Origin of the sequence: Algoriphagus pacificus (genome assembly GCF_017254845.1) — a bacterium.
GTDB classification, from domain to species: Bacteria; Bacteroidota; Bacteroidia; order Cytophagales; family Cyclobacteriaceae; genus Algoriphagus; species Algoriphagus pacificus.
The window spans coordinates 251,694-267,846 of the sequence record NZ_JAFKCU010000004.1; the positions used below are offsets into that span (position 1 = coordinate 251,694).

Below are 16,153 nucleotides of genomic sequence, written 5' to 3' on the forward strand. Positions count from 1 at the left end.
CCTCAAAGATTCTAAAGATAAAAATTTATATTGCTTTTCGATAGTCGTTTTGAAAGCCCGATGCCTTAATTGAATTTCTGGCAATTGTTTAATTAAAAATATTCATGAATTATCGCAAACTAGGAAAAACAGGATTCGAGATCTCCGAAGTTGGACTAGGAACCTGGCAAGTAGGTGGAGGCTGGGGAAAACCATTTGACCCAAAAATAGCTGAGGAACTTTTACATAGTGCATTTGATCAGGGTATCAATTTTATAGATACCGCAGATGTTTACGATGGAGGATTAAGTGAAGCAGCAGTAGGAAAAGCTGTAAGAGAACGGTCTGAAAAAATCTATGTTGCCACAAAATGCGGTAGGAGAATCCAGCCGCATTTGAATGAAGGCTACACAACTGATAAGTTGAGAAGATACGTGGAGGATAGCTTAAGGAATACAGGATTGGATCAATTAGACTTAATTCAGCTTCACTGTCCGCCAGATGAGGTATATAAAAGAGATGAGATATTTGAGCTTTTTGAAGACCTGAAAAAAGAAGGAAAGATAGCTGCCATGGGAGTCAGTGTTGAAAAGGTGACTGAGGGTTTGAGTGCTATGAAGTATGACATTGTTTCATCGATTCAAGTAATTTTTAATGTCTTTCGCCAAAAACCAGCAGAAATTCTTTTTAGAAATACAGCTAAAAATGATATCGGAATTATTGTGAGAGTTCCATTGGCGAGTGGGCTATTAAGTGGTAAATTTTCGCCTCTAACGACTTTTGACAAGGATGATCACAGGAATTTTAATCGCGAAGGAAAAGCATTTGATAAAGGAGAAACCTTTTCAGGTGTTCCTCTCGATATAGCCTTTGAAGCAATTGAGGAATTGAAAAAGGAATTGGGAAGCGGGCAATCACTAGCAGCATTTGCCTTGAAATGGGTCTTAATGTTTCCTGAGGTGAGCACGGTTATTCCTGGAGCATCCAAGCTGAGCCAATTAGAATCAAATTCGAAAGTTTCAAGCTTACCTCCTTTGTCACCTGAGCAGATGGAAATGGCCACCACAGTCTATGAAAAATATATCAAATCAGAAGTTCATCATTTGTGGTAATAAAAAAGCCTTGGTTTCTGAAACCAAGGCTTTTTTATTATTGACCATTTTCTTTCTCTTTCCGAAGCTGAGCCATTTTCATTTGGTTCTGAACACGTTTGTGTTGATCCAATAAGAAATCGTAATTAATTATCTTTTTATCTGTTCGCTCCATCAAAGAAATGAAGTCCTCGCCCACTCTGACAACCTGTAATTTTTTGCCACCCAACTTGCTATCACTCATTTTGATAAATAATTCACCTTCTTTTTCTGTTACTTGACCTAGTTCCATTAAAATCGGGAAATAGTCTTTATCCACGGATTCCTGTATAGTAAGATTTGGGCTCCAGGCATTTCTCCCAAGTTCTAATTTTTGGTAATAATAGAATTTATGATTGGCAATCATTTCTTTAGCTGCAGCGATATCTAACTTTTCGGAAGTATATGCTTTCGCGGAATAAGTGGTCATTGTGCTGTTCCCAGGAGTATATTCATTACCATATTGATTTCCTCTCTGAAACTGGTTACCAATAAATAGGGCATTGGCTCCCATCATGAAAGCTTCTGTTTTAAGTTTTGTCAAGGCTCTGTTATTCACATTGTTGACGCTCGATAAAGTAGTTACACCTACAGCCTTTGAAAACAGATCACCTTTTATTTCCAAACCTTCCACTTCTACAGGATTGAAAGTGACAAACACTTTCTTGATATCTAATAGGGTATTTACTTCTTGAAAAGGAGTCTTGAACTCTTCAGTTCTTCCACTGGAAAATTCAATCTTGTCCACTAGGTTTTTATTAACCGTATAGAGGACTTCTTCACCCGGGAAAGTGTATTTTATGTGATTGTTTCCTACTTCCTTTACAGTCACCTCTTTGATTTCATCTTGCATATAGATTTTGTCATTCTTGGTTTGGGAGAATGATTTGCCAGAGAGGATGAGGCAAAGAAGCATGGGGAAAATGAGTTTTTTCATATCGGGTTTAGGGCTTAGTTTTCAAAAAAATATTAGCATTTTAATTTACGTATTAGTTTGAACTAAGTTTGTTTTAAATCTCCTTTTAACAAAAAAAATCCCTCAAATTTTCACTTGAGGGATTTCTTAAAATATATAGAATTTTTTAAGCGTCTTTTTTCGCCATTCTTGCTCTTTCGTTTTCATCCAAATAGATTTTTCTCATTCGGATGGTTTTTGGAGTGATTTCTAAGTATTCATCTTTTTGGATGTATTCCATGGATTCTTCCAAAGAGAATTTCACAGCAGGAGCGATCTTGGTATTGTCATCAGAACCAGAAGCACGCATGTTGGTCAATTTCTTACCTTTCTGCACGTTTACTACGATATCGTTGTCTCTGTTGTGAGCACCGATTACCTGACCTCCATAAAGTTCCTCTCCTGGATCAACGAAGAAAGTTCCTCTGTCCTGCAATTTGTCAATTGCGTAAGCAGTACACTGACCACCTTCCATTGAGATGATAGATCCATTGTTTCTTTCAGGAATATTTCCTTTGAATGGCTCGTATGCAGTAAATCTATGGTTCATGATCGCTTCACCTTGAGTAGCGGTCAACACGTTGTTTCTTAAGCCAATCAAACCTCTTGAAGGAATTTTGAACTCTAAGTGTTGAAGATCACCTTTTGGCTCCATGATTAGCAATTCACCTTTACGCTGAGTTGCCAATTCGATTACTTTACCAGCAGATTCAGCAGGTACGTCTACTACCAATGTTTCAATTGGTTCGTTCTTTACTCCGTCGATTTCTCTGTAAATAACCTGAGGTTGACCTACTTGAAGTTCGTAACCTTCTCTTCTCATTGTTTCGATCAAAACTGACAAGTGAAGAATACCACGACCATATACCAAGAATTTATCTTCAGAATCAGTAGACTCAACTCTCAAAGCCAAGTTTTTCTCTGTTTCTTTCATCAAACGATCTCTCAAGTGACGGGAAGTAACAAATTTTCCTTCTTTACCGAAGAATGGAGAGTTGTTGATTGTGAAAAGCATATTCATGGTTGGCTCATCAATAGCAATTCTCTTAAGCGGCTCAGGATTTTCAGCTGCCGCAATGGTGTCACCGATTTCGAAATCTTCGATTCCAGTTACTGCGCAAATATCACCAGCTACAACTTCAGTAACTTTGGCTTTACCCAAACCCTCGAAAGTATGAAGTTCTTTTACTTTTACTTTTTTGAAGACATTGTCAACTTTGCAGAGGGTTACTTGCTGACCTTCTTTAATTGAACCTCTTTTTACTCTTCCGATGGCGATACGGCCAACGAAGTTGGAGTAATCCAAAGAAGTGATTTGCATTTGAAGAGATCCTTCTTCGATTTTCGGAGCAGGAATATGGTCTACAATCGCATCAAGCAAAGGAATGATAGAATCGGTTGGGTTTTTCCAATCTGGGCCCATCCAATTTTGTTTAGCAGAACCGTAAAGCGTTTGGAAATCCAACTGCTCTTCTGTTGCGTCTAGGTTGAACATTAAGTCAAAAACAGCTTCGTGAACTTCGTCAGGACGACAGTTTTCTTTGTCAACTTTGTTTACAACTACGATAGGAGTCAATCCAAGGTCTAGTGCTTTGCCAAGAACGAATCTTGTCTGAGGCATAGGACCTTCGAAAGCATCCACCAAAAGGATTACGCCATCCGCCATCTTCAAAACACGTTCTACTTCACCACCGAAATCGGCGTGACCAGGAGTGTCAATGATGTTGATTTTGGTGTCCCTGTATCGAACTGAAACGTTTTTAGATAGAATGGTAATTCCTCTTTCACGTTCCAAGTCGTTGTTGTCCAAGATCAGGTCATCAAACTGTTGGTTCTCTCTGAAAATTTTAGAAGCATGAATGATTTTATCAACCAAGGTAGTTTTGCCGTGGTCAACGTGTGCGATGATCGCGATATTCCGAATATTCTGCATGGTTTGCCTAATTGAGCCGCAAAAGTACGAATAATATTTGGGAATCAGGTTATCAAATCGTGAAGTATAAACTTAAAAGTCTGAAAAGGCGAAATTCCCAATTTTCTAATTCCTCATAAAATAATTCTCTCACAAAGTACGGGGAAGCCAATGTCTAAAAATTTATTACATACATGCCACATGGATTAGGAGTTCTGTCGATCTCAGGGTAAGCCTTTAGAGGAAATCAGTTTTTTGAGACTACTGATTGGTTTTTGTATAACTTCATGCCAAGTGAGCCCGCTTGACGGTGCTTGAAAGCACTCTAAATCCTGCTACTAATAAAAGACAAAACCAAAATGCAAAACCATATAATATGGTTTGGTTGCTTAGCCCAGTCCATCCCAACCATTCTATTTTTAATACAAACTGACTTAGCATCGCAATTATAAACAATGTGTTACCTGCTGCCACGATTTGGGAGTTTTTAAGCAATCTAGTTCTGATCAATCCAATCAATGCAATTACCAGAAATGTGAGAATAAAGCTTGTTTTCAAAACTTGATCTGCGAATTCAGGAGTATATGTTGAAAAAGGGACAATTATAAAACCAATCACATACGTCATTATTGCAACTTTAACCAGCGTCCAAAAAGAAAACATTTTTTTGAAAATAGCTTTCAGAATTCCTAAATGACTTTGAAGTAGGAGGGTTCGTTGGAATTTCTTCTGATCAAATTTATTCAGTTTTTCCAGTAGCAGTATATCGAAGGATTTGTTCCCATCCATTTTTTCTTCAATCTCAGTTGCAAAGTGGTCCACTAACTCTGCTCTAATGTCATCATAGAAGATATTGCCACTAGTAAGGGAAGATTGAATTTGGGCGATTTGATTTTCTGAAAGCTTTCTCATATCAAGGAGGATTTAGTTTTTAGCTTCCAAGCTTCAAAAAGCGTCAGGGAATAGCTTACATAAATAAAGAATAATAACAATGTCCCCGCTATGAAGTAAGAACTCTCCATGTAATTAGGCACATCAAAAACCTTTGGAAGCAAAATCATCAAATTAAATGATGAAGTAATCAGAGAGAGCTGCATCATGATAGAAGCTAAAAGTGAAGATTGAATCCCTTTTGGACTAGCAATCATTTGTTTGATTTTCGATACTTTTTTAAAAGACTGATAGTAAATCCAAGCTGATAGAATCACAATTGCCACAATTGGAATGATCAATAGTTGCACTTTGGTTTTGTTGGAAACATCCATCCAAAAAAGGAAATAAAAGACTAGAATTAGTGCGGTAGCCAGAAATCGTGGCCAAGTGAAGTAAGTTTTAAAAATTGACCATTGTAGGTTGAATATCTCTTTTTTGGAGGCTTTTATAAATTTGGATTGAAGCGCATGGCAATATCTAAAGCTGAATTTTTGCTCCAACTCAAACAGTTCCTCTTCAAATTTTGAACTTTCAAATCCCTCCAAATGACTTACATAGTGATCATAGATCTCCAGAAGAATTTCCGCTGAGGTCAATTCCTTCGCCGAGATAGCTTTTTTAATCTGATCAAGTTCTTGTTCTGAAAGTTTTCTCATTACCATTTTATTCAATAAATCAGATATTAAAACCTGGTTTGATTTCTGGATTTAAAATCCTTTGAAGGTTTTCCACAAATCCTTGAAGTTCGGATAGCTTACTTGTCACTTCCTTTTGCCCGTCTTTGGTTAGGCTATAATATTTCCGAACGCGGTTATCCACTTGCTGAATCTCTGTTGTGAGTAATCCCTCAGCCTCCAATTTGTGAAGTGCAGGATAAAGCGCTCCCTCGGTGATTTTGATTTCCCCGGAAGTCAGTTCCTTGACACGCTGGGTGATTTCGTAGCCATACATCTTCTCATTTTCCTCAAGTAGTTTGAGGATTATAGTTTGAAGACTGCCTTTAATCAGATTGTTATTGGACATGTTTTTTTAGGTTTTAACCTATATGATGCTTAAATATATCATTTTCTTATATACCTAAAAAACTTATGTATATAATTTTCTCCTAAAAGTTCTTTTGGTTCCTTTTTTGATACCTGTATTTAAAAATTCCCGCTTTCCATGAAAAAGATCTATCAATTCATTCAAATCGCTGTATTTTTTCTGATGGTGGTTCCTGCTTTTGGTCAAAATAAAGGGCCAGGTTTTGGAGTAAAAGGTGGATTGAATTACTCCACTTCTGGAAAATACTTTAAAGATGCCGAATCCATCTGGAAAAATCCCGGAGGTTCTTCCGGGTATCATTTTGGTGCTTTCTATAAAATCGGCAATTATGATTTGTTTCTGAGACCTGAATTAATGTATTCCAATACAAAATTTGATGCAGGAATTGGCACTGTGAAATTGCAGCGTTTGGATGCTCCTGTGCTTGTGGGGATGAATTTTTTTAAATTTATCAGCTTAGTAGGAGGGCCCTCGTTTCACTATAGTTTAAAGGATAATTATTCTGATTTTTTTGAAAATTCACCTGATAAGAATTTGTTTTTCGGTTACCAATTTGGACTTGGTTTCAATGTAGGACCAGTAGGTTTAGACTTAAGATATGAGCGTGTTTTTAATGATCAGAAGTTGACTTTAGATCAATTTTTAAAACGAAAAGACAACTTTAGAACCGAGCAAATCATCCTTGGACTTTCTTTCCAGATTAAATAAAGCTCAATCTTCTATAAGAAAAGGAGTGAAGATTTCTTTCCAAAGCGCATACCCTTTTTCATTCATGTGCAGATTGTCGCCGATAAAAATATCTGCCCTAGGAACCCCTGTTTTATCTAACATGATGTCCCAAACATTAACAAAATTCACGTTTTCGTGAGCTGTGCAATATTGGCGCATCAAATCATTTAAAACCAAATAGGAAGTTTTCAACTCCCATCTTGAAGGGCTAGGTTTAGCTGCTATCAGATTTACAGTGGTATTGGGTAATTGCTTTTGGATACGAGTGACAATTTTATCCAAAGTTGCCATGATTTCAGCAGCAGTTTTACCGCCGTTGATATCATTATCTCCTTCGTAAATAAATACTTTTGAGGGCTCTAGCCTCAAAACTAAAGGAAAAAGCTGTGCATCAAGATCCTCTGCAGTTGATCCACCAAAGCCCGTATTGATAATCGGTACCTCTGGAAATTGATCTTGCAAGCTTTTCCACATTCTCACACTGGAGCTACCAGTGAATAATACACTACCTTTTGCCCAGCCGATACTATCTAGATGATGGCTCATTTGAGCTACTTCCTTATCAAATCTATTTTCTTGGGCTTGCAGGTTTAAGCATCCAAAAGTTAATATTACTACTAGGAGTGAGAAGAGGTGTTTTGCTTTCATAAACTAAATATATTCTGTTTTTTCCAATGGCCAAAACCGTCCATAACATGCTCATTATCGCACACTTCGAACATTCTTTATTTTTGTCCAGTCTGATTTTCGTCACAAATTTTTTGTCAAAATCCCTTTTAAATGGCTGTTTTTAGTGATTTCGTCACTTTTTAAAGATAGGGTTCTGAATCCCTGCTTTTTTGGAGAAGTTTTAGCGTTATAGAATCAGTTCAATCCAAATAACTCTTCCATGGAGCAACTCACCCGTTTTTTCTGGTTTTGCAGCGGAGCAAATTTTTCCCTGTTAAAACGATCTCCCACAGAATCAAATAAATACATCGGAATAGGAGCAACAGTTTTCTTTACTGGTGTTTTGGCAGCTATCGCAGCAGGCTATGCCTTATTTACTGTATTTCAATCCATTTGGCCGGCGATTTTCTTTGGCCTTCTTTGGGGATTTATGATTTTCAATCTGGATCGATTTATTGTTTCCAGCATGCGGAAACGTGAAAATGCTTGGGCTGAATGGAAGCTTGCCATACCTAGGTTGGTTCTCGCAGTCTTACTTGCATTGGTGATTTCAAAACCACTCGAATTGAAAATGTTTGAAAGGGAAATCAATCGAAAAATTGACGAAAAACGAACCGAATTCATCACCCAATCAAAGGCAAATTTGGCCAAAGGTTTTCCGGAAATTCAAGAGCTTGAAGCAAAAATAGATACACTCAAAGCTGAAGTTAAGACTGCTGAGGATTTCAGAAATCAGCTTCAAAAAGAATATGATGCGGAGCGATTTGGTGAAAAAACTGCCGGCACTAGTGGGATTGTTGGTTTGGGAACCAATGCAAAGAAAAAGGAACAGCAATTGGATGCTTCTCAAATAGGTTTGGATGAGTTGAGAAGTCGAAATCAAGTCAGAATAGATACTTTGGAAGCTCAGATTCGGGAATTCATGGCATTGCGCCAAGCTGAATTTGAAAAGCAACAACCCGGGATTGAAGGGTTTGACGGTCTGGCTGCGAGAATGGATGCGCTTGCTACGTTGACAGATGAAAGCTCAGCCATGGCTTTGGCCAATGTCTTCATCATGCTTTTGTTTATCGCGATAGAAACTGCACCGATTTTTGTCAAATTGATTTCTCCACGGGGGCCTTATGATGAATATCTGGAGTTGCATGAGGATCGCGTCCGCTTATTTAAAAGTGAGAAATGGACCAAAGCAAAGGGTGAATCCAAAGCCCGTGTTGACTATTTTCAAGAGACACATTTCTATGCGACTGACCTTAATAAGGAAAAGACCAATAGAAAAAATAAAGTACAGACTGAAGCAGAGATTGAGGAAATTGAATCCAGGTGGAGGAAGAAAGTTTAATTCTAAAAAACAAAAACAGGGATGGTTCAATCCCTGTTTTTGTTAGATCACTTTTTTAGCGACTACATCCAATTGATCCATTGTTTTAGCAACAGATTTCCACTCGGCAAACCCAACGATTTTGACCAGAAAGGATAAGAATTTTCCTGGATTAATAAGCTTCTTGGCGAGCTTGGAAATATTCTGATCTCGGTCGGCTAGAATAAGCGGTTTGTCACTTGCAGCATAGTATTCACCTGCATATTTCCAGGCTCCGTCTCTTGCCAATTGAATACTGAAATTCAACAACATTTCATCTCTTCCTTTGGCCAGTGGAATAAGTAAACCAAAAACTGGAGACACTGTACTGATATTGGATTTTACTCCATCCACCAATTCGGCTAAGACCGCATTGATTTTATTGAAGTCATTTTGAATTCCTTTGATAGGTTCTCCTTCCATTGTTTCAGCCGCAGAGATTCCTAAGTCCAAATTGATATGAGCATTTATACCTAGAAATAAATGCTGCAAGACCAAGTGCTTAATGGATTTACTTGCCTCAAAGGCATCCAGCCAGCTTTGGGTTGGTTTACTTCCAGTCTTCCAAGTTTCGTACGCCTCAATGAACCTACCAGCAAACAATACATCTAACCTCTCCATCCTTGGATTATCCTCAAATTCCAATGCCAAAATCCCTTGTTTGATTCTCCTGGTTACTTGCCTGTAGAGAATAGCAAAATATCCAATTCTTGAATTGGTTGCTTTGCATTCAGTAACAATCTCATCCATCCTGATCAGGACTTCATCAATGGTTTTCATAATTATTTAATAAAAAATTTCTCTAAAATATCACCTACATAAAAAGCAACTACAGCGGCCAACAGCCCTAAAGCAACTGTTTCTCCAATACTTCTTAAAGCAGAGGTTTGGTTAACGATTGACTTGAGCCATCCGACTATTACAAAGGCAAAGCCTGTCAAAATACTGGTCCACACGAAAATATTGATGGAAGTGGGATAAAAGAAGTCCCAGAGATAAACCAGCAATGGAATAAATCCAACCAATAGAAAGGAGATGAAAGTGGCAAGTCCAATTTTAAAAGGGCTTTTGGCCTCTTCCATCATATTTAATTCATCTTTCATCATTTCCGCTACCCATAAATCTTTATCAGAAGTGATTTGATCCACTACTTTTTCTAATAATTCACCTTTAAATCCTTTGGCTTTGTAGATGTCTGAGATTTCCTCTCGTTCCACTTCAGGTAGATTTTCTATTTCCCAATACTCAATGGCTTCATGTTTTTTATAGTTTTCTTTTTCACTCTTGGAGGATAAATAAGCTCCCACTGACATAGAAAAACCGTCTGCTAGTAAATTTGCAAAGCCAAGGATTATGATTATTCCGGCGTCTAGATCAGCTCCAAAACCACCTGCCACCACTGCAAAAGTGGTTACTGCACCATCGATCCCTCCATAGACAAATTCACGTAAGTAATCCTGTAGCTTTTTAAAATGAGTGCTTTCCTGATGGATTTTTGCTTCGTTCATTTAGTTTAGATTTTCGAGGAAAAAGCGTTTGACATTTTCACCCATGATTGCTTTGATTTCAGTTTCAGTAAAGCCCTCTTTTAATAAGCCTTCGACTATGATAGGTAGACCTGTGATGTCAAAAGGAACGGCAACAGCACCATCGTAATCCGAGCCAAGTGCTATATACTCCACTCCAACCAAGTCTCGGATATGTTTCATTGTAGCAATGATCCCATCGATTTCGGGATCTCCTACTGCCATATCAAAAAATGCTACTCCAATGATCCCTCCATTTGCAGCAATGCGCTGGATTTGTTCGTCTGTCAAATTTCTTTGGGAATCCAAAACAGCCCTAACACCAATATGAGAAACCATCACTGGTTTGGTAGTCATCGTAAGTACATCATCTACAATCGCAGGGGAGCAGTGAGCCAAATCGATAAAAATATTCAGTTCATTCATTCTTCGGATGACTGATTTTCCAAAATCTGTTAATCCAGCACCATTTTCACCATGGGCCGATCCTCCCAATTCATTATCAAAAAAATGGGTTGGTCCGATCATTCTGATTCCTGCCTCATAAACTTTTTCAAGGTTTTCCAGGGAGCCTTCTAAAGCATGTGCTCCTTCGATTCCCAACATGGCTCCAGTTACTGTTTTGTCGGCTTTTCTTGCTTCAAGCAATTCTTTGAAACTGGCTAGGTCATCAACGAAAATTACCTTGCCATCTTCTTCCTCGATGAAATCATGTAGGTTTTCTGCTTGGCCTAGGGTACGATTAATTAAACTGAACCACTGATTTGGAGTTTCTCCCTTAGCAATCGTCAAGGGGGTGATATTGTCAAATGCATCTTCAGAATTGCTTTGCATATTCTGGCCAGCTGGAGATTTGGAGACGATCGTAAACATTTCTAAGGCGATATTTGCCTCCCTCATCCTTGGGAAATCCACACTTCCTACGGTGGATCTTTCCGTCAAATCCCTTCCCCAAAGCAAGGCATCGCAATGTAAATCAGAGATAAAGTCCAACCGATCGTAAATCTCTTGCGCTTCTGGCGAGACTTCATACGGTGGGAGTGATTTTACCGGATTACGTTTTTCTTCTATATAAGTGGGGACTAAAAGTGTTGCAACAAAATAGATGGCTGTAATAACACCTAAGGCAAATAATAATTTCTTCATAGCTAGTGGTTGTGCTTCTGAAGATAATGAAAAATGGCTTCAAAGATGAAATAGTAAAGGCTTAGCTTTCATCTAAAACCTCTTCGCCGGTTTTGATAGGGCTTAGGTTTTCCAGTTCTTCCATTGTAAAGAGTTTTGAACGGATGATAAATCGGATTCCCATGGGTATTTCAATAGAAAAACTACTGCCTCGTCCTGGAGTGATATCTAAAGTTAATTGGGTGTGTTTCCAATATTCAAATTGATCTGCGCTCATAAAAAAATCACAGCCATAAACCTCGCCCAGCCAAATATCCTGACTTCCAACTTTAAAATCCCCTTTTTCGAAGCACATGGGAGAGGAACCGTCACAGCAGCCTCCACTTTGATGAAACATAAGTTCGGAGCTGAACCGATTTTTTAGGGTGTCTATCACTTCTTTTGCTTTCTCAGTTATTAATACTCTTGGGATCTTATCCATGATTTTGGGTTTATAGGTAAAGAAAAGAAAGGCAGAAATGAATACTTCTGCCTTTGCTGGTTTTAGATATTGACAATTAAAAGAAGCCTAATTTCTCTTTACTATAAGAAATCAACATGTTTTTGGTTTGTCTGTAATGATTCAACATCATAAGATGGTTTTCCCGACCAAAACCGGATTTTTTATAACCACCAAATGGCGCATGAGCCGGATAGGCATGATAGCAATTGACCCAAACTCTACCGGCTTGGATCGCTCTTGGAACCTGATACAACTCATGAGCATCTCTTGACCAAAGTCCTGCGCCTAGTCCATACATTGTATCGTTTGCAATAGCAATTGCTTCTTCTGTTGTTTTGAAAGTAGTTACACAAGTCACTGGACCGAAAATTTCCTCCTGGAATACGCGCATCTTGTTATTTCCCTTGAAAATTGTAGGCTTGATATAATATCCGGTTTCCAATCCTGAATTTAATCCTGCACTTTCGCCTCCGCACAAGGCAACTGCCCCTTCTTGTTTTCCGATATCTAGGTAAGAAAGGATTTTTTCGTACTGATCATTGGACGCCTGAGCTCCCATCATGGTGTCTTCCGCCAAGGGATGCCCCATTTTGATGGCTTTGGTACGTTCGATAACGCGTTCCATGAATTTGTCATAGATATCTTCATGGACTAAAATCCTTGATGGACAAGTACAAACCTCACCTTGGTTCAAAGCAAACATCACGGCTCCTTCAACTGCTTTGTCAAAGAAAGCATCATCTGCGTCTGCAACAGATTTCATAAAAATATTTGGTGATTTTCCACCGAGTTCCATGGTCACAGGAATCAAATTTTCAGATGCATATTGCATAATTAATCTACCTGTGGTGGTCTCTCCGGTGAAAGCAACTTTCGCAACTTTTTTCGAGGTAGCTAGAGGTTTTCCTGCTTCTGCTCCAAATCCTGTGACTACATTAATAACTCCAGGCGGCACTACATCTGCGATCAATTCCATCAAAACCATGATGGAAGTTGGAGTTTGCTCTGCTGGTTTTACTACTGTACAGCAACCGGCGGCTAGAGCAGGAGCTATTTTCCAAGTTGCCATTAGCAATGGGAAGTTCCAAGGAATGATTTGGGCCACTACTCCGAGAGGTTCGTGCAATGCAATACTTACAGTGTGCTCATCATGCTCTGAAATTGAGCTTTCGTCAGCACGGATAACTCCGGCAAAATACCTGAAGTGATCTACACAAAGTGGTAAATCTGCCGCTCGAGTTTCTCTCAATGCCTTTCCATTGTCTACTGTTTCCAGTCTTGCCAGCATTTCAAGATTTTCCTCAATTATATCGGCGATTTTATTCAAAACTCTGCTTCGCTCAGCAGGAGAAGTTTTTGACCAAGTTTTGAACGCTTCATGAGCTGCATCAATTGCCTTGTCCACATCTTCCTTATTTCCTCTTGCTGCTTTGGTAAAGGGCTTTCCATCTATGGGGGAGATGTTGTCAAAGTATTCCCCTGAACTTGGAGCTACCCATTTTCCACCTATAAAATGATCGTATTTAGCCTTCACGGACGGTCGGTCTACAGGCTTTGATTTTGATAATGTTAGAGTTGTCATATGAGACGGTTATTTTGGTTATGTCCAAATCTCATTAAAACCTCTCCTGAAAAATTACACTGAAACATCATCTCATCAACTTGAGTTGACATAATGTAGCTTTTACAACGTTACTCTTTTGAAAGGCTGGAAAATCCTTGATTTTTCTTTTAGCTTGTAATTCTTAGTAAATTGAAGCAATGACCCAAAGTAATTTTATAGCAGGAGTGCCTTGGCGGAATGAGAGAGATCTTAAGACGCTGGTAGAAAACAGGACAACCTATACGCTGGAAAATTGTGAGTTGAACATCTTTGAGACTCACCAGCAGGCAGCAGATGTCAATTTGGTTTTTGATGACTTGGTTTTGACTACCATGCTCAAAGGCAAAAAAGTCATGCACCTTTTTGATAAACCAGGATTTGACTATGTGCCAGGTGAATCGGTAATAGTGCCTCCCCATGAAGTGATGAAAATTGATTTTCCGGAGGCTCAATGGGATAATCCCACTCAATGCATCGCTCTTTCCATCTCCAAAGAAATGATAGAGGCAACCTTCAATCTTTTGAATGAAAGGTTTCCGGACAAAATTATTTCCAAAGATTGGGGTTTGGATTTAAGCTATTTCCATTTGATCAACACCCAGGATCTTTCAGAAATCATTAATCGATTTATTCGAATTGGGGTAAAAGATGGGTCCAAAGAAAAAGATGTCATTGCTTCTTTGGCCTTGAAAGAATTATTGATCCGCCTAAGCCAGACGCAGGCTAGGGAAATGATGGAACAAACCTATAAAGAGTTAGCTTCTGGTAACCGAATGGCCCATGTGGTCGAATACATCAAAAAAAATATCAGGGAAATAATCTCGCTGGATGATTTAGCTAGTGAAGCTTGTATGAGCAAAGCACATTTTTTAAGATCATTCAAACAAGAACTTGGCTTAACTCCAATGGAGTTTGTGCTGCACGAAAGGCTAAAACTGGCCAAGCAATACCTACAGATCGGGCAATTTCAGATACAGGAAGTTTGCTACATGGCAGGATTTAGGAATATCACCTATTTCATTCGAGCATTCAAGCAGGAGTATGGATTGACTCCAAAAGTTTTTCAAAACCAATCAAATTGAAAATAGATCGAAAAAATTGTAAAAAATTTTCGATTGTATTTGTGTGATTAAATTCATTTTTATTAAGTTTAGGAGATAATAAAAGTCATAAAAACAGATCAATAGGCGTTAATGCCAAACATTATTTGGTTTTAGACGATTGACAATAGACCCACTTCGGGAGCTTTTTTTAAAAAGCTCCCTTTTTTTATACCTTTTCCGGAATAGGAAAATGTTGAAATTGAAAAAACCGGTTTAAAAATCTCATGATTTTGATAAAAAAAATGTTGAAATCGAAAAAACAGGTTTCTTTTTACAATCGATTGCGAAAATTCACTAAAACTCGATAAAAGTGGTATTTGTTTAAAATTCTTCTGTTTAATTCTGGATTTTAAAAATTGGATTACTTTTCTCTGGGAGGGGAAATTTTAGGATTCCTTTCATTTATTCGGTTTATGAATAGAGTTTTAATTTTAAAGGATTGTTTCAAGTGAAAAAATGAAATAAAAAAAGCTGGAACCTTATGTTCTCGAAAGCTTATTTTTTCAATACTTCGAGTAAGGCATTTTTTCTCTTTTGGTAAGAAAATTTTTCTGAAATTCTTTTTTCAGGAGATTCTTCTAATTCTTCTTTCTTCGTATTCCAGTTTGCTAAAAGGTTTTCCAACTCAGAATAGTCCTTGCTTCGCAAAATCATGCCTGTGTCTCCTATGATTTCTTCAATAGCCCCAACGGCTGAACCGATAGGAATGCATCCACAAGCCATGGCTTCTCCCAGAGAGTTTGGAAAGCCTTCTGAAGTAGAAAGCTGCAGATAGAATTGGTGGGTGTTGTAAAGATGTAAAAGTTGTTCTTGACTTTGCTTCCCTAAGATTTTGACATTGCCATTTGGCGAGGTGTAATCAGAGTCTCCAACTAGGGTAATTTCATATTCAGGATGATTTTTTGCCAGCAACTCAATTAGATCATATCCTTTAACCCTTGCCCTTGCTGGATTTGAGGTTCCTGTGGCCACAGAAAGAAATGAAAATTTGGGTCTTGCTAAGTTTAGGTTTTTCCAAAACCCAGTATCAAATCCATTCGGTATTACATGAATTTGTGTTTTGAGATCTGGAATGAGGTTTAACAAGCCCTGTTTAGTATTGATGTTTTTATCAAATTGATAATCTTGATTGACCAATGCTTCAGCGACAGGGATGATTAAAGAGCAATTTTTGAAACTATAAACTGTAGCCAATCTCAACCATTTCTTTCGGAAGTTTCCATAGCCAATTTCAGGCATATTGATGCAGTCTGTTCCTCCTGCTTGAATAATGCATTTTTTGTTAAAGGTTTTACCAAACCAAACCGGTAAAACCGTATGGTAACCCCCAAAGAAAGCGAGGTATTGGGTTGTTCTTGGCAAGTACCAAAGCAATTGAAAGAATTGAAGTAAAAAATAGAAGGGGAGTTGGATTGGGCTTTGTGTAAATTCTAAAGCCTTTATTCTCATTTCTGGGCTGATCATTTCCAGATCTCGATCGGTAAAGGCGGTTCGAACAGGATAGGTGTATATGATCATTCAGCTTGGAATTAGTCAATTAAAATAGGCCCGAAAACAGCAAAGGAGCAAAGAAATCAAGTATT

The 16,153-nt window shown here is 38.2% G+C and carries 16 protein-coding genes; 4 read left to right on the forward strand and 12 right to left on the reverse strand.

Features of this window, described 5'->3' with window-relative positions; translation table 11 throughout:
- The first annotated feature begins 104 nt into the window (after positions 1 to 104).
- On the forward strand, positions 105 to 1,091 hold the full coding sequence (locus J0A69_RS17500) for an aldo/keto reductase (protein WP_206587905.1): 987 nt from the start codon (positions 105 to 107) through the stop codon (positions 1,089 to 1,091).
- A gap of 37 nt (positions 1,092 to 1,128) precedes the next feature.
- Here J0A69_RS17500 and J0A69_RS17505 read toward each other — a convergent pair whose 3' ends face one another.
- The 5 genes from J0A69_RS17505 to J0A69_RS17525 all read right to left on the reverse strand — a co-directional run bounded on the left by J0A69_RS17505 (position 1,129) and on the right by J0A69_RS17525 (position 5,932).
- Positions 1,129 to 2,046, reverse strand: a complete 918-nt coding sequence (locus tag J0A69_RS17505) for a hypothetical protein (protein WP_206587906.1) — start codon at positions 2,044 to 2,046, stop codon at positions 1,129 to 1,131.
- Positions 2,047 to 2,191: 145 nt separating this feature from the next.
- On the reverse strand, positions 2,192 to 3,997 hold the full coding sequence (gene typA, locus J0A69_RS17510; protein WP_206587907.1) for a translational GTPase TypA: 1,806 nt from the start codon (positions 3,995 to 3,997) through the stop codon (positions 2,192 to 2,194).
- 264 nt (positions 3,998 to 4,261) lie between these two features.
- A complete protein-coding gene (locus tag J0A69_RS17515) occupies positions 4,262 to 4,888 on the reverse strand; it encodes a hypothetical protein (protein WP_206587908.1) in 627 nt (208 codons plus the stop codon).
- Positions 4,885 to 5,565, reverse strand: coding sequence for a hypothetical protein (locus J0A69_RS17520; protein ID WP_206587909.1), 681 nt, complete (start codon positions 5,563 to 5,565; stop codon positions 4,885 to 4,887). The genes J0A69_RS17515 and J0A69_RS17520 overlap by 4 nt, the downstream gene beginning before the upstream one ends.
- A 19-nt stretch (positions 5,566 to 5,584) precedes the next feature.
- A complete protein-coding gene (locus J0A69_RS17525) occupies positions 5,585 to 5,932 on the reverse strand; it encodes a PadR family transcriptional regulator (protein ID WP_206587910.1) in 348 nt (115 codons plus the stop codon).
- A 138-nt stretch (positions 5,933 to 6,070) separates the two neighbouring features.
- Here J0A69_RS17525 and J0A69_RS17530 point away from each other — a divergent pair, with 138 nt between their 5' ends.
- A complete protein-coding gene (locus J0A69_RS17530; RefSeq protein WP_206587911.1) occupies positions 6,071 to 6,661 on the forward strand; it encodes an outer membrane beta-barrel protein in 591 nt (196 codons plus the stop codon).
- Between the two features lie 3 nt (positions 6,662 to 6,664).
- Here the strand turns inward: J0A69_RS17530 and J0A69_RS17535 are convergent, their stop codons facing one another.
- On the reverse strand, positions 6,665 to 7,330 hold the full coding sequence (locus J0A69_RS17535) for a GDSL-type esterase/lipase family protein (RefSeq protein ID WP_206587912.1): 666 nt from the start codon (positions 7,328 to 7,330) through the stop codon (positions 6,665 to 6,667).
- Between the two features lie 241 nt (positions 7,331 to 7,571).
- Here J0A69_RS17535 and J0A69_RS17540 point away from each other — a divergent pair, with 241 nt between their 5' ends.
- Positions 7,572 to 8,693, forward strand: coding sequence for a DUF4407 domain-containing protein (locus J0A69_RS17540; protein WP_206587913.1), 1,122 nt, complete (start codon positions 7,572 to 7,574; stop codon positions 8,691 to 8,693).
- A gap of 42 nt (positions 8,694 to 8,735) precedes the next feature.
- Here J0A69_RS17540 and J0A69_RS17545 read toward each other — a convergent pair whose 3' ends face one another.
- From J0A69_RS17545 to J0A69_RS17565, 5 genes are all read right to left on the reverse strand, one after another.
- Positions 8,736 to 9,491, reverse strand: coding sequence for a DUF5995 family protein (locus J0A69_RS17545; RefSeq protein WP_206587914.1), 756 nt, complete (start codon positions 9,489 to 9,491; stop codon positions 8,736 to 8,738).
- Positions 9,492 to 9,493: 2 nt separating this feature from the next.
- On the reverse strand, positions 9,494 to 10,219 hold the full coding sequence (locus J0A69_RS17550) for a VIT1/CCC1 transporter family protein (protein ID WP_206587915.1): 726 nt from the start codon (positions 10,217 to 10,219) through the stop codon (positions 9,494 to 9,496).
- The gene (locus J0A69_RS17555; RefSeq protein ID WP_206587916.1) at positions 10,220 to 11,383 is read right to left on the reverse strand and encodes a dipeptidase; all 1,164 of its coding nucleotides are present in this window, start codon (positions 11,381 to 11,383) and stop codon (positions 10,220 to 10,222) included.
- Between the two features lie 61 nt (positions 11,384 to 11,444).
- Positions 11,445 to 11,843, reverse strand: a complete 399-nt coding sequence (locus tag J0A69_RS17560) for a DUF779 domain-containing protein (protein WP_206587917.1) — start codon at positions 11,841 to 11,843, stop codon at positions 11,445 to 11,447.
- A 76-nt stretch (positions 11,844 to 11,919) separates the two neighbouring features.
- Positions 11,920 to 13,446: an aldehyde dehydrogenase family protein gene (locus J0A69_RS17565; protein WP_206587918.1), complete on the reverse strand. Its 1,527-nt coding sequence runs from the start codon at positions 13,444 to 13,446 to the stop codon at positions 11,920 to 11,922.
- A gap of 179 nt (positions 13,447 to 13,625) precedes the next feature.
- Between J0A69_RS17565 and J0A69_RS17570 the strand changes: the two genes are divergently transcribed.
- Entirely contained in the window at positions 13,626 to 14,549 is a 924-nt protein-coding gene (locus J0A69_RS17570; RefSeq protein ID WP_206587919.1) for a helix-turn-helix transcriptional regulator, read from the forward strand.
- A 516-nt stretch (positions 14,550 to 15,065) separates the two neighbouring features.
- On the opposite strand, the gene J0A69_RS17575 is transcribed toward J0A69_RS17570, so the two are convergent.
- Positions 15,066 to 16,088 (reverse strand): glycosyltransferase family 4 protein, encoded by a 1,023-nt coding sequence (locus tag J0A69_RS17575; RefSeq protein ID WP_206587920.1) that lies wholly within the window; start codon positions 16,086 to 16,088, stop codon positions 15,066 to 15,068.
- Between the last annotated feature and the right edge of the window lie 65 nt (positions 16,089 to 16,153).

Excerpts from the sequence above, each read along its gene's own strand:
- J0A69_RS17515 (WP_206587908.1), bottom strand. The coding sequence starts at position 4,888 with ATGAGAAAGCTTTCAGAAAATCAAATCGCCCAAATTCAATCTTCCCTT.
- J0A69_RS17545 (WP_206587914.1), bottom strand. The coding sequence starts at position 9,491 with ATGAAAACCATTGATGAAGTCCTGATCAGGATGGATGAGATTGTTACT.
- J0A69_RS17575 (WP_206587920.1), bottom strand. The coding sequence starts at position 16,088 with ATGATCATATACACCTATCCTGTTCGAACCGCCTTTACCGATCGAGAT.
- J0A69_RS17530 (WP_206587911.1), top strand. The coding sequence starts at position 6,071 with ATGAAAAAGATCTATCAATTCATTCAAATCGCTGTATTTTTTCTGATG.
- J0A69_RS17525 (WP_206587910.1), bottom strand. The coding sequence starts at position 5,932 with ATGTCCAATAACAATCTGATTAAAGGCAGTCTTCAAACTATAATCCTC.
- J0A69_RS17550 (WP_206587915.1), bottom strand. The coding sequence starts at position 10,219 with ATGAACGAAGCAAAAATCCATCAGGAAAGCACTCATTTTAAAAAGCTA.
- J0A69_RS17505 (WP_206587906.1), bottom strand. The coding sequence starts at position 2,046 with ATGAAAAAACTCATTTTCCCCATGCTTCTTTGCCTCATCCTCTCTGGC.
- J0A69_RS17560 (WP_206587917.1), bottom strand. The coding sequence starts at position 11,843 with ATGGATAAGATCCCAAGAGTATTAATAACTGAGAAAGCAAAAGAAGTG.
- J0A69_RS17570 (WP_206587919.1), top strand. The coding sequence starts at position 13,626 with ATGACCCAAAGTAATTTTATAGCAGGAGTGCCTTGGCGGAATGAGAGA.
- J0A69_RS17540 (WP_206587913.1), top strand. The coding sequence starts at position 7,572 with ATGGAGCAACTCACCCGTTTTTTCTGGTTTTGCAGCGGAGCAAATTTT.
- J0A69_RS17520 (WP_206587909.1), bottom strand. The coding sequence starts at position 5,565 with ATGAGAAAACTTTCAGAACAAGAACTTGATCAGATTAAAAAAGCTATC.
- J0A69_RS17535 (WP_206587912.1), bottom strand. The coding sequence starts at position 7,330 with ATGAAAGCAAAACACCTCTTCTCACTCCTAGTAGTAATATTAACTTTT.
- J0A69_RS17565 (WP_206587918.1), bottom strand. The coding sequence starts at position 13,446 with ATGACAACTCTAACATTATCAAAATCAAAGCCTGTAGACCGACCGTCC.
- J0A69_RS17555 (WP_206587916.1), bottom strand. The coding sequence starts at position 11,383 with ATGAAGAAATTATTATTTGCCTTAGGTGTTATTACAGCCATCTATTTT.
- J0A69_RS17500 (WP_206587905.1), top strand. The coding sequence starts at position 105 with ATGAATTATCGCAAACTAGGAAAAACAGGATTCGAGATCTCCGAAGTT.
- typA (WP_206587907.1), bottom strand. The coding sequence starts at position 3,997 with ATGCAGAATATTCGGAATATCGCGATCATCGCACACGTTGACCACGGC.